This is a genomic window from Priestia sp. JV24 (genome assembly GCF_025910025.1).
GTDB classification, from domain to species: Bacteria; Bacillota; Bacilli; order Bacillales; family Bacillaceae_H; genus Priestia; species Priestia megaterium.
This window is the reverse complement of the sequence record NZ_JAPCIN010000020.1, coordinates 527,168-540,651: the sequence shown is the minus strand read 5'-3', so window position 1 is coordinate 540,651 and position 13,484 is coordinate 527,168. Positions and strand designations below refer to the sequence as shown.

12 protein-coding genes are annotated in these 13,484 nt (G+C 38.2%); 8 read left to right on the top strand and 4 right to left on the bottom strand.

Annotation, left to right across the window (positions count from 1 at the left end):
* Positions 1–90 precede the first annotated feature (90 nt).
* From OK414_RS18035 to OK414_RS18010, 6 genes are all read left to right on the top strand, one after another.
* Complete coding sequence (locus tag OK414_RS18035) at positions 91–333, top strand: spore germination protein (RefSeq protein ID WP_013084095.1); 243 nt, start codon at positions 91–93, stop codon at positions 331–333.
* A 399-nt stretch (positions 334–732) separates the two neighbouring features.
* Positions 733–1,896, top strand: coding sequence for a glycosyltransferase family 2 protein (locus OK414_RS18030; RefSeq protein ID WP_404932056.1), 1,164 nt, complete (start codon positions 733–735; stop codon positions 1,894–1,896).
* Positions 1,897–2,023: 127 nt separating this feature from the next.
* Positions 2,024–2,644: a polysaccharide deacetylase family protein gene (locus tag OK414_RS18025; protein ID WP_216875357.1), complete on the top strand. Its 621-nt coding sequence runs from the start codon at positions 2,024–2,026 to the stop codon at positions 2,642–2,644.
* 256 nt (positions 2,645–2,900) lie between these two features.
* The gene (locus OK414_RS18020; protein WP_263045294.1) at positions 2,901–3,470 is read left to right on the top strand and encodes a LemA family protein; all 570 of its coding nucleotides are present in this window, start codon (positions 2,901–2,903) and stop codon (positions 3,468–3,470) included.
* The gene (locus OK414_RS18015; protein WP_016766607.1) at positions 3,470–4,240 is read left to right on the top strand and encodes a TPM domain-containing protein; all 771 of its coding nucleotides are present in this window, start codon (positions 3,470–3,472) and stop codon (positions 4,238–4,240) included. The genes OK414_RS18020 and OK414_RS18015 overlap by 1 nt, the downstream gene beginning before the upstream one ends.
* A gap of 395 nt (positions 4,241–4,635) precedes the next feature.
* A complete protein-coding gene (locus OK414_RS18010) occupies positions 4,636–6,006 on the top strand; it encodes a DUF2254 domain-containing protein (RefSeq protein ID WP_013084090.1) in 1,371 nt (456 codons plus the stop codon).
* Positions 6,007–6,042: 36 nt separating this feature from the next.
* Here the strand turns inward: OK414_RS18010 and OK414_RS18005 are convergent, their stop codons facing one another.
* Both OK414_RS18005 and OK414_RS18000 read right to left on the bottom strand, forming a co-directional pair.
* On the bottom strand, positions 6,043–7,347 hold the full coding sequence (locus OK414_RS18005) for an aldehyde dehydrogenase (RefSeq protein ID WP_263045293.1): 1,305 nt from the start codon (positions 7,345–7,347) through the stop codon (positions 6,043–6,045).
* A 63-nt stretch (positions 7,348–7,410) separates the two neighbouring features.
* Positions 7,411–8,037, bottom strand: a complete 627-nt coding sequence (locus OK414_RS18000; protein ID WP_034655063.1) for a nitroreductase family protein — start codon at positions 8,035–8,037, stop codon at positions 7,411–7,413.
* A gap of 447 nt (positions 8,038–8,484) precedes the next feature.
* Between OK414_RS18000 and gdh the strand changes: the two genes are divergently transcribed.
* Both gdh and OK414_RS17990 read left to right on the top strand, forming a co-directional pair.
* Positions 8,485–9,270 (top strand): glucose 1-dehydrogenase, encoded by a 786-nt coding sequence (gdh, locus tag OK414_RS17995; RefSeq protein WP_034650269.1) that lies wholly within the window; start codon positions 8,485–8,487, stop codon positions 9,268–9,270.
* A 144-nt stretch (positions 9,271–9,414) separates the two neighbouring features.
* On the top strand, positions 9,415–10,404 hold the full coding sequence (locus tag OK414_RS17990) for a DUF4003 domain-containing protein (RefSeq protein WP_263045292.1): 990 nt from the start codon (positions 9,415–9,417) through the stop codon (positions 10,402–10,404).
* Between the two features lie 338 nt (positions 10,405–10,742).
* Here OK414_RS17990 and OK414_RS17985 read toward each other — a convergent pair whose 3' ends face one another.
* Positions 10,743–11,507, bottom strand: a complete 765-nt coding sequence (locus OK414_RS17985) for an MBL fold metallo-hydrolase (protein WP_205661665.1) — start codon at positions 11,505–11,507, stop codon at positions 10,743–10,745.
* A gap of 144 nt (positions 11,508–11,651) precedes the next feature.
* The gene (locus tag OK414_RS17980) at positions 11,652–13,232 is read right to left on the bottom strand and encodes a histidine kinase N-terminal 7TM domain-containing protein (RefSeq protein WP_263045291.1); all 1,581 of its coding nucleotides are present in this window, start codon (positions 13,230–13,232) and stop codon (positions 11,652–11,654) included.
* Between the last annotated feature and the right edge of the window lie 252 nt (positions 13,233–13,484).

The following is a 13,484-nucleotide window of genomic DNA, read 5'->3' as shown; positions in this document are numbered from 1 at the left end:
CCTTGCTTTTCACTTCTTAAAAACTTTTCACACATAGGCTTGTGACAGCATACGATGTACGAATTCATTTTAAGAAAAGGTGGTATGGTCATGGCAGGAGTTATTAACATCTGTAACACGAGAATTAATGGTATGGCAAGAAACGGATCGATGAATTTTGGAGAAGTTCTTCACAACGGACACACAGCGGATGTTAAATCTGTTGGAATCAACTCAACATATGGAGACATTTCAGCTGCTTGTGCGCGAATGAAAAATACAAATATGGATGCAGATATATTTGATCAAACGGCTGTTGCGAATATTGATGGGGTATATGGAAATCAGCTATAAAAGGGAGCTGCTTATAACGTATGAAGTTGTAAGCAGCTTTTTTATACTGAGAAGTAGAACACTTATTTATGATAAGAGAATGTGTTTCTAATTCAATAGAACGATCTACCAAAGTTCCCGAATCTATTATATACGCCTTTTCTAAAAAAATTATATATTGTACAAGCACCCGGTCATTTATTGAATAGTATATAGAGAAAAAACAAAGAAAGGATGATTAAAATAGAATTATATGATTCCTATTACAACCGTTCCGATGGAAAATACTATATTAAAAAGAAAAAAAAGAGTCCAAATCCCTTAAAAGAGACCAAAAATAAAATAAATAAAGCAGACCATTCATTATATGGTAGGAGTATAAAAAATAATCATAAACAACCTATTAAAGTGAGTATTATTATGCCTACTTATAATAAATACCACCAAACCTCTCTTTCGCTTTACGGTTTATCTAAACAAACGTTTCCCCACGCTCAGTATGAAGTCATTCTAGTGGATGACGCTTCTTCTGACAACACACCTAACATTGTAAAAGAAGCAGATGTCCCGTTTAAATTTAAATATATTCGCATGAAAAAAAATAAAGGGCGCTCATTTGTGCGCAATATAGGAATTAACCATGCTGAAGGAGATCTTTTAATCTTTTTAGACGGAGAAATGCTGGCTCCTCCTGCTTTTATTGAAAATCACTATAAACATCATGTGCATGAATCCAATCTTGTGGTTACTGGAGCTATGCATTATGAGGGAGTCTATACGTTTATTATGCCAGACTATAATAAAGATCAAATGGCTCATTTAAAAGAACTAGTAAATAACGATGCTGAGTATAGAAGATTGTATGAAAACTATGAACAGACGAAGCAGCATTCAAATGTTCCTTGTCCTCTTGTAACAAAAGAAGATATTGATACAAATCGTTTTCAACGTTTATCCTTTCCTAATCGTTATTTTCTTAACAGCGGGCTAAAACATTTCGGAGAGCGACTTGAAGGATTTACGCTACCTTATATTGCCTTTTTAAGTGGAAATGTATCAGTAAGAAAAGCGAACTTAAAAAAATCCGGTCTTTTTGATGAGACGTTTATCGGCTACGGGGCGGAAGACTGGGAGCTTGGGTATCGATTGTATAAAAATGGCGTACAGTTTGTTTTAGATCCCTCTACAGTTGCTTATCATCAAGAACATGGAATATCGAAGCGGAAAGTGAAAGAGCAGTGGGGTAACCACTATCGTTTTGTTAACAAACACCCACATATAGACGTTCTTATTTTATCTCTTGAATGGAAAGAGCTTCCGTTTATGCATATGCATAAAACATTAGTTGAATATAATCAGCTGGAGGAACGTTTTCCTGGCGAATATAATGAATTTAAACATGCTTTTCGCGTCATGCTGTTTAGAATTATTGAATATTTAAATAATGGACAGCCTGTGACGAAACTCTACGATCTTCCTGGAGGCTCAGAGGAAAGAATAAAAATTATTCAGCAGTTTGAAACACTGCGGCCTCGCGGATTTGACTACTTGGCGAGTTCTTTTGAACAAATTTATTACCTATAGCAGTATTGTATGCAGAAAAAGATATAACATCATCTCTTAAAAATTATCTCGCCGTAAAAGCCCCTCAGCTTACACCCACAAAGTGAGGGGTTTATTTCTATATCTATTTTATATAAGGGGAGAACATATGAATCAAAATTCACCAAAATATGTTGCGTTAACGTTTGATGATGGACCCTCAGCCTACACGGCTGCTATTTTAAAAATTCTAAAAAGGTATAATGTACGTGCGACCTTTTTTGTCGTAGGTGCAGAAGCGGAAAAATTTCCGAAGCTGATCCGACGTATTCATAGAGAAAAGCATGTAATTGGAAATCATACGTGGAGTCATCCTGATATTACAACTCTTTCTAAACGTGAATTATGGAAAGAAATCACTTCTACAAATATTCAAATAGAGAAAATAATAGGTTATTCTCCCAAGCTATTTCGTGCACCTTACAGTTCGATAAATGATACAGCTCTTGCTGCTATTAAGGAATTGGGAATGACGTCTGTTCTATGGAATGTAGATAGTCAGGATTGGCGTGAGGAAGATCCATTGGCCATATGCAAATATACGATTAAAAATTTACAAGAAAAGAATCTTATTGTCATGCACGATGGGGATCGATACGGCAGCGGAGCGCGAGATCAAATTGTTGCTTCATTGCCGAAACTTATTAAGTATTTAATAAAAAACGACTATCAATTTGTAACGGTTCCTGAATTTCACCGAGTCGCATACAAGATTGAAGGATGGCCTTAAGCCAAAAAAGGAATAGCCAAGAGGTATTCCTTTTTTTCTATTGTGAAACAAGATAAAATCGAGAAGGGTTACATGTGCTAATTGATAGAAAGACTAGGTAGAGAAAAGTATTTCACCTTATAGAGGGATTGATTGTTAGGAGATGTCTTACTTAGACGTGCAATACAAATAAAATTGGTAAAAAATGAATCTTTTTAGGGTATGATTCGTACTAGTAAGTAGATACATAATTTTGATGAAGAAAAGAGGTAGTACATTGAAAAACAAAGGTTTGATCGCTACGATCATTGTGTTAGTGCTTGTTGTAATTTACGGAGTGAGCTCTTACAATAGCCTTGTTAGCGCAGAGGAAGATGTAGATAATAAATTTTCCCAAATAGATAATCAATTAAAAAGAAGAGGTGATCTAATTCCGAACTTAGTCGAAACGGTCAAAGGCTATGCTAAGCATGAGCAGGAAGCAATTGATTCAGTCACTCAGGCAAGAGCGCAGCTAGCGGGAGCGAAAACTCCTGAAGATAAAGCTGATGCTAATCAACAGTTAAGCGGCGCATTAAGCCGCCTGCTCGTAGTGGTTGAAAAATATCCGGATTTAAAAGCGAATGAAAACTTCAGAAGCTTAATGGATAGTTTAGAAGGAACGGAAAATCGACTCGCTGTAGCACGTAAAGACTATAACGATGAAGTTGCGAAATACAATAAATCAGTTAAGAGATTTCCTAAAAGCATGTTAGCGGGTACGTTCGGCTTTGAAAAAAAACCGTATTTTGAAGTAACAAATGAAGAAAAAGAAGCGCCGAAAGTTGATTTTGGGAGCGATAAGTGATGAAATTTCTTGCTTCGTTTGCTTTATTATTGTCTCTTTTATGTAATATGGTAAGCGTTGCTTTTGCTGCACCTGATATTCCAAATCCGGTAGGCGATATTTACGTTCAAGATTTTGCTCATTTATTAAACGATCAGGAAAAAGCTGAAATAAACCAAATGGGCAGAAAATTGGATGATGAAACGAAAGCTCAAGTAGCGATTCTTACCGTGAATTCATTAGGTGATGCGGATGTAGAAGAGTACGCGAATGAAGCGTTTCGAAAGTACAAACTAGGTGATAAAAAGCTGAACAATGGCGTTCTTATTTTGCTCGCTAAAAAAGAACGAAAAATCCGAATCGAAGTAGGATATGGGTTAGAAGGAGCTATCACCGATATCAAATCGGGAGAAATTTTAGATTCTTATGCTATTCCTAACTTGAAAAATGGAAAATACGATACGGCGCTAGAAAGCACATACAAAGCTGTTTATAACCAAGTGGTGAAAGAGTATGATTTAGGAACAGATTTTGAACAAAAAGTGCCAAAAGCATCTCCGCCCTCTGATAGCGGTGTTCATTTAACAACTCTTCAAACGCTGCTGATTGCAGCTGTTATTGTGGGCTTACTTATTCTAGACTTCGTCTTTTTTAAAGGAGCGATCACGCAATTTCTGCTAAACTTCCTTGTCATATTTGGAGGAAGAGGCGGTGGCGGTGGCAACGGCAGCGGTCCTCGCGGAGGGGGAGGCGGCAGCTCTGGAGGCGGCGGAGCGAGCCGGGGCTGGTAAAAAGATAAGAGTAAAAAAAAGCTGAGATAAGATTAGGTTACTTGAAAGAAAATCCGAACGAGATGGATTCTTGATTGAGAATCCGACGCGTTTGGATTTTTTATTTGCGTGGTGAACATAGCTTTCATATATTCATTCAGTTACTTCTAGCAGTTGATTGAAGGGCAAGACGAAGTCTTGGACGTAAATCAACTGCGGTGTCACAAGCGGTCCAGCTCATGTATCCTATTTGTGCGTATTTAAATCGAATTAATTAGGTATGTCTCAACCTCTTTTTTTTCTTTGTACAGTTATACCTTAAAAAATAGATTTTTTCCATTATATAAGCATAATTAGAAAAATTAAGGGAACTAAGAAAAAAGCTAGAGATTTACAAATAAAAAGGAAGGTTTTATATGAATACATTTAGATGGATAGCGGCAAGGAAACAGCTTTCTCCTCGTGCTTTTAAAGATGAATTGACTAGTCAAATATGGTTTAGTCCCTTAATTTATGCTTTTTTTTCTGTTCTTTTAGCTGCGCTGACGCTGTTTCTCGACTATTACTGCAAAGTAGGAGAGAAGGTTCCTTCATTTTTTTCAATCAACATGGATTTAACCAATACGTTAGTAAGTACGATTATGCCGGGAATTCTATCGATTACGACGTTTACCTTCAACTTAATGCTTGTTGTATTTACATCATTTGCAGCTCAGTTTTCTCCTCGCGTGTTAAAGAACTTTGCTTCTTCTAAGTCTACTCAGCGAATTCTGGGTATTTTCATAGGGAGTTTTTTGTATACACTTTTTGTGTTTTTATTTTTAAACAGCTCTCAAGTAAACGGATATTTTGCGATTCCGTTTGTGACGACAGCCCTGTCTGTTTTTAGTGCGGGCACGTTTGTCTACTTTATTAATCATTCTGTTAGGTGGCTGCAAGTAAATCATATGACTCAATCGATGAAAACAGCGTCCATAAAAGCGATTAAGACAACGATTCGAGAGGAACTGGAGATTCACCGAACAAAGTCTAGTCATAGCGAACAATTTTCTTTTCCAGAAGGAGAGAAAAAGCCGGTATGTATTCAAACATCCGGCTATATTCAAACGCTGAACTACAGCCGATTGATTCACTGCGCCAAAGAGCATAATTTAGTTATAAAAATGGAGCGTGAAGTAGGGGATTATGTGCTCAGCGGAACCGTATTGTTTTATTATTGGCATAGAGATTCGACAGAGCACGATGAAATGGATTGTACCGTCTTTCACCAATATATCCATGTAGGGAAATCTCAGACTGATATTCAAGATACTACGTATATCATTACGAAGTTTGTGGAGATGGCAGTTAAATCACTGGGGAATGATGATTTCAAAACGGCGGTTAACTCCATTCATCAAATTAGCGATATTCTTCGGGAAATTTGTGAAGTTAGTCAATTTTCTTCTTATTTAGTGGATGACAGCGGCGTGATACGAATGGTGATTCCTGATAAAAAATTTGAGGACTTTTTATATGATGGATTCGCTAATATCCGGCACTATGCGAGACGGAATATTATCATCACGATGGAGCTGCTCAAAACGCTTGGAAATCTCGCTGAGGCCATTGGACCGGCTTATTACGACGATATTTGGGAGTTTGCTGTATACATTTCTAAAGGCTTTGAAGAAGAGTATTTATTTGTTCAAGATAAAAAGTACTTTTTGCATATTCTTTGTGATTTAGCGGTTTCTACAAAAAAAGAAGAGCAATATGAACAAATCGCCAAACAGATGAAGGAATAAAAAAACCGAAGTCAGACGCTGACTTCGGCTTTTTCTTTATTTATTTGAACGTTTTAAGATGCTTTTAGCATGTGAAAATGTATCAAAGCTTGCTTTTCCGTGATACGCACCCATTCCGCTGTCACCAACGCCGCCAAATGGAAGGTAGTGAGACGTCATATGGTTAATCGTATCATTGATAGAGCCGCCGCCGAATGACACGCTGTTTAAGATGTGATCTTGGACTGCTTCATCTTCAGAGAAAAGATAAAGTGCTAATGGTTTTGGACGTTTTACGATTGCTTGGATTACTTCTGAGATTTCATCGTATACGATGACTGGAAGAATTGGTCCAAAGATTTCATCTTGCATCACATTGTCTTCCCATGAGATGTTATCAAGAACAGTTGGTTCAATAAACAGACGAGAACGATCCGTTTTGCCTCCAAAAACAATATCTCCGTTTGTTAAGAAGCTGCTAAGACGATCAAAATGCTTTTCGCTCACTACGTGAGGGAAGTCTAGATTTTGTGAAACATCTTTGCCGTACGTGTTTGTTACGACTTGTTTTAGGTTAGCTAGGAGCTCGTCTTTTACATTTCGCTGAACAAGAATGTAGTCTGGCGCTACGCAAGTTTGACCAGCATTTGCAAATTTACCGCGCGCAATGCGTTTTGCTGCTTCTTCAATATTTGCATCTTCGTGTACAATTGTAGGACTTTTTCCGCCTAGCTCAAGCGTCACAGGCGTTAAATGTTTAGCAGCAGCTTCTGCCACAATTTTGCCGACCATTGTACTTCCTGTAAAGAAGATGTAATCAAAGTTTTCTTTTAGTAAAGCCGTGCTTGTTTCCACTTCACCTTCGACTACCGTCAAGTGTTCTTCAGGGAAGTTTTCATTAAACATCTTAGCAAGAAGGCTTGACGTATGAGGTGTTAATTCAGAAGGCTTTAACACCACGCAGTTACCTGCAGCAATCGCGCCTACTACTGGTGATACAGCAAGTTGGAACGGATAGTTCCAAGGTGCAATCACTAGAGCTAAACCGTATGGATCTTGATAAATGTAGCTTTTTGCTCCTGCGTGAGTAGATGGTGTTTCTACTTCTTTTGCCGCTGTCCATTCTGCAAGATTCTCAACTGCAAAGTCGATTTCGCTTAGCACAAGACCAACTTCTGCACGTTTTGCTTCAAATTCTGGTTTGTTAAGGTCAGCTTTTACTGCTTTTAAAATGTCGTCTTCATGACGTACAACAAGTTCTCTTAATTTCTTTAGCGTTTCGATACGGAACGCAACGTCTTTTGTTTTACCGCTATTAAAGAATGAAAGCTGTTTTTTTGTCAGTTCTTGATAGTTATTCATCAGAAAATCTCCTTTTACTTCACATTTTTAACTCTTTATTCAATGAACAGAAATAGCTGCTGCTTATTTCCAAGTTGTAACCGTATTGACCGGTAAACGGTAAGAAGCATGGCCTTCGCTTGCCGCTTTCCCGATTGAGATAAGCATAATTGGAAGATAACGTTCTTTATCTAAACCGAATTCTTCTGCGATTAAGTGTTTTTCGTATCCGCCGATTGGATTTGTATCATATCCGTGAGCGCGAGCAACAAGCATAAGCTGCATAGATACAAGACCTGAATCAATTAGCACGATGTCTTTCATATCTGCTTTTGGCATGTTTTCGTAGATCGGCTTAAAGAAATTTAGCTGCTGTTCTTTAATGTCCTGAGGCATATAGCCAAGCTCTACTGCTTTTCCGAAAATCTCGTCTGCATATTCGACGTTGTTCATGTCACCAAACACGGCAATAACAGCTGAAGATGTATGAACTTGTTCACTGTTAAATTTCGCAAGTTTAGCTAATTTTTCTTTGCCTTCCGGCGTTTCAATTACAACAAAGCGCCACGGCTGCATATTAACAGAAGAAGGAGCGCGCATAGCTTCTGTAAGAATTTCCTCCATTTCCTCACGGCTGATTTTTACTGAAGGATCATAATTTTTAATTGAACGGCGTTTTAAAGCAATTTCGTTAAAGTCTTTTGTAGTCATAGTCATTATTCCTTTCTTTTTAGGCGTTAAACTTATTTATTGTCATTCTCATATTTTCGATTGCGGACAATTGTTTGACATATCAATAATTGATACATCAACAATATAATACATTGATTTAAGAATTGCAAGGGAAAAAGTTTAAACTTTTGAAGTGGGGTTAATGGGAAGTGTGAAACCATATCCTGCGGGGAATAGAGATGAAGAGAGTAAGTGATAAAAATAAATAATAAGAATGATAAAACAAAAAGTTTGACTACTTTATTTCTCTTAGTTACGATAAGTAACGAAAAGAGGGAAAAGTGAATTTGTTACTTTTTAAATGAATGACAGTTTAAGAAAGAAGAGATAGAGAAATGTTTATTCTCTTTTTAAAACCTAAACTGTATTTATAATTAGTACAGTATAGCAAGACATATCAGGCAGAAAAATTAGGAGGACTTCAAGATGTATACAGATTTAAAAGATAAAGTAGTAGTTGTAACAGGTGGATCAAAAGGGTTGGGTCGCGCAATGGCCGTTCGTTTTGGCCAAGAGCAGTCAAAAGTGGTTGTAAACTACCGCAGCAATGAAGATGAAGCGCTAGAAGTAAAAAAAGAAATTGAACAAGCTGGCGGTCAAGCAATTATTGTTCGAGGCGACGTAACAAAAGAAGAAGACGTTGTGAACCTTGTAGAGACAGCTGTTAAAGAATTTGGCACATTAGACGTTATGATTAATAATGCAGGTGTTGAAAACCCGGTTCCTTCTCACGAATTATCATTAGAAAACTGGAATCAAGTAATCGATACAAACTTAACGGGCGCATTTTTAGGAAGCCGCGAAGCGATTAAATATTTTGTTGAAAATGACATTAAAGGAAACGTTATTAACATGTCCAGCGTTCACGAAATGATTCCTTGGCCACTATTTGTTCACTATGCAGCAAGTAAAGGCGGTATGAAGCTAATGACGGAAACGTTGGCTCTTGAATATGCGCCAAAAGGTATTCGCGTAAATAACATTGGACCAGGCGCGATCGATACGCCAATCAACGCTGAAAAATTCGCAGATCCGGAACAGCGTGCAGACGTAGAAAGCATGATTCCAATGGGCTACATCGGCAATCCGGAAGAAATTGCCTCAGTTGCAGCATTCTTAGCATCGTCACAAGCAAGCTACGTAACAGGTATTACACTATTTGCTGATGGCGGTATGACAAAATATCCTTCTTTCCAAGCGGGAAGAGGTTAATAGGTAGAACTGAATGAAAAAGACCTCGGAATATTTGGGGGTCTTTTTCGTATTGTCATAAATGCACGGCGTATTTACCAAATATTGAAACTTTTATTGAAGTGCTGCGTATATAAGCTAACGACGAATAAAGGACGTGTTGATATGCTACCGGAAACGATTCAACAAAAAGTAGATCAGTATAGAGGTTTTTATATCAGCTTAAAAAATGAATTCAAATGGAAAGTGGCAGATCCGAAGCAGTTTATGGCTATCGCTTCTATGTATGCAGTGAAAGGCAAATCGCTTCAGCTTCAGCCTTATATTGAGTTAAGTGACTATATTAAAAATCAAGTAGGAATGTTTTCTACATTAAAATCATCGCAGAGGTTTACGATTGCAGCCATGCTAGATACCTGCTATGAGAATCCAAAAGAAACGTTTCATGTATTTCTGGATGTATATGATCAATTGGTACAAGGCGGGTTTACGAGAGGCGCATTTACGTATATCGCGGCTTCCGCTATGCTGTCGAATGAGTCAAGTCGAAGTCATAAAGAAATGGTTCGAAGGTCAGTAGAAATTTATCAAGGCATGAAAAAAAAGCATCTCTTCCTTACATCAAGCGGTGATGTACCTGTTGCCGTTTTATTAGCTGAAACGAGCGAGTCTGTTGATGATTTGATGCATGAAATTGAACACTTCTATACCACATTAGGGCAGCATGGATTTAAAAAAGGAAATGACCTTCAATTTTTAAGTCATATTCTCGCAATCGATAAAAACCTACATGCGGATACCCTTATTGAAATATGCGTATCTGTAAAAGAAGCCTGTGAATCGGCAGGTATCAAAGTGAAAGCGATGCATTACCCGGTCATTGGCTTATTAGCACTATTTGAAAAACCAGAAACTGAAATTGAAACCATCCATGAAGTAGTGAAACAGCTAAACGCAGACAAACTTTTTAAATGGCAGAAAGACATCAATGTTATGCTGGCGGTTAATTTGGTTATCAGTGAAAAGCTGAAGGATTCTAGACTGGTCGAAACGGGCATCTATACAACGATTGAAACTATTATTCAAGCTCAGCAAGCGGCTATGCTAGCGGTTATTGCGAGCACTTCAGCGGTTGCTACTACGACTACTACTTGATAAATGAAACGGCTATAAAAAGAGGCTGGGGCAAAAGTATGTTAGTTGAAGGGTGACCTGAACGATGAATCGGTCGAATTTTTTATTGGCAGAGGGAAGGTAGGTTTACTCAATTTAGTTACTTCTAGCCGTAGATTGGAGGGCAAGGCGAAGACTCCTGCGGGAAAAGCGGAACAGATGAGACCCCGCAGGAGCGCAAGCGACGAGGAGGCTCATCTGTCGCCCGCGGAAAGCGTAGTCTTGCACGGAAATCAACGGCGGTGTCATAAGCGAGCGATTCATGCGATCTCATTTGTCCGTCTTTACATTGGAATGATTTTGTTATGTCTCAATCTCTTCTACTTAAAAATATAAACCTCGCCATCATCTGGAACAAAGACGTGAGATGTCATGTCTTTTTCTTTGATAAAGCCTTTTAATTCTTCCCTTGATAGCGTCCAGTGGTTTACAGCTTCCATATGGACAGAAATAATCGTAGCCTTAGGAGCTGCTTTGTATACTTCGTAAATATCTTCTTTCCCCATTACAAGAGAACCGCCTTCTAAAAACTGATTATCACCGCCATTTACGACAATGACATCCGGTTGATGGGTGTTGATTTCTTCTTCAACAGCGGCATACCATACCGTGTCTCCAGCTACATAGAGGGTTTTTTCACTCTTATGTTTAAAAACAACGCCGCACACTAAACCAGTACGCTTTAAAATTTCTCCTCTTCCGTGCTCGCCTTTTGTTTTGATTAATTCAACGCCTTCAAAAACCGTGTTTTGCGTAAGTACTTCTACATTTTTAAAACCAGCTTCTTTTACTACTGCGGCATCTTCTTCATTTTGAACGAACATTTTGATATCGTTTGGCAATGCCTGTTTAGCGGCATCGTCAAAATGGTCTAAATGGAGGTGAGTAACAATAACCGCATCTACATCAGCAATAATTTCTTCAACGGATATCGGTAAGTTCACTAAAGGGTTGTTTTGATCTTGTCTGATCGAATTTGAAAAAGGGGGGTAAGTTCCTTTTTCCGCTAACATAGGATCAATTAAAAACGTTTTTCCCTCGTATTCAACAAGTAAAGTAGCATTTCGAATATGTGTAATCTTCATCTCTATCTCTCCTTTTTTTGATCTACATACAGTTTATAAGATGAGCGGTTTTCAAATACATAAACAAAATCAAGTCTTTTAGCCCTTTTACTTGATAAATGAAAGAATATTAGTCAAAAGCAAAAAGAACCGAAACAATGATGTTCAGGTTCTTTTTAGCATTTCTTTTTTCTCTTCATACAAATGTACTTGGTTGCGTCCGTTTTGTTTGGCAGCGTACAGAGCAATATCTGCTTTATTTAAAAGGTCATCCAACGTGTCGTTTTCTTGTTTTGCTGCTTGGGCTACTCCAAGGCTTAGCGTAACAGAAATGGTTTCTTCATTGATACGTAAGGGCTGAGTCTTAACGTGCCTGCGAAGCTGATTGGCAAGGACCTCAGCTTCTGATGATGTATAGCCCTTTAGCGTGAGTACAAATTCTTCACCGCCGTACCGAGCAAAAAGCGCTCCTTGCGGTAATACGGACTGGCAGGCTTTTACGACATGTACAAGCACCTGATCGCCGGTATAATGACCATACGTATCGTTCACTTTTTTAAAATAATCAATATCAAGTATAAGAAGCGTAAAAGAAGATGCAGACTTTTTTGCTTCTTCGAACGCTTGCTTGCTGTGCTGAAAAAATGCCCTGCGGTTATAAATTTGCGTCAGCTCATCGTAATAAGCTTGATTTTCAAGCTTTAGCTGAAGTCTTTTTAGCTCCGTGATATCCGTAAAAATAAGCAGCAACCCGTGACTGTTGTTAGCATACTGCAAAGGAGAGGTGCGAACTTGATACGTACACTGAGATTGGTCCGCGAAAAAAAGCTGCAGCTCTTGACTGCTGTTTTTATTTTCGAATGTAAAAGGAAATGAACTGCCCGATAGCGTGAACCAAATATCAGCAAACCGTTTTCCAAACATCGCTTTTTTCAGCTGCGGAAACATGTTCTTCGACGCTAAGTTAAATTCAATTAATCTGTAAGCTTCATCAAGCACGATAACACCGTCATTAATGCTGTTAAATATCGCATCTTTCGCAACGGGCATAACTGTAAACATACGGGATGAGTTAATGGACCATAAATATAAAAAAGAAGAAACCCATAAAACCATAGGAACTGGATCAATTCCCTGCGGCGTAAAGCCCATTAAATAGACAAAAGCTGTGACGATAGGGACTAATTGCCCGACCATTAATGCAATTAACTGCAGGCGGTAAGCTTTGGCTGTTTCTTTCCAGCGGTAAACGGCGAGCAAAAAAGCAACGAACATAGACGAAAAGATGAACATGCCGTGAATCGTATACCATGGTCCAATTTCTTGATGAATGTAAGGAGCACCTAAAACTGGGTCAATTTCAAACACGCGGTAATGAAGGTGATGCCAGTCATTTGTTGCGACCATGATCAAACTAATAAAAGGAATGATGAAAAGCGCAAAAATATGCTTTTTCCTTACCTTTATGCCGACATACTGCATAACAAACAGCAGCCCTGCAGGAGGCGAAAAAGGCATGCCCACGTATTGAACGACGGTCCAAAATTTCATTTCCTCAAGATTAACAGATAGTAAGCTAAAGGCTGCACCCATACAATAAATAGCGGTGAAACCTGTATGAAGAATAAATAAATGCGCAATATTGCTGTAGTGGTGACGTTTAATAAACACGTAAAAGCACAAGTATAAATTAAGAACACCGGACGTACAGATAAGCGTTATATAAGCTGTTAAATCTAAATTCACAATCGTGTCCCTCATTAAGAAATCATTTTTAGTTAAATGTAGCACAATTGAAATGAAATGTGGTTATTTTATGCAGGAAATTAGTAGTGTTGGAGATAGTAGAGGGACTATAAGGATAGGTCTGGACGATGAAAAAATGGTGCCTAAACAACAAGTAATTGAAACGAACGGAGAAGATTTATCTTGAGCTACAAAAGTCAAAGTTTCTCGGTAAAAAACACATGCCTGAAAACACGGGATGTTCCTTCATCT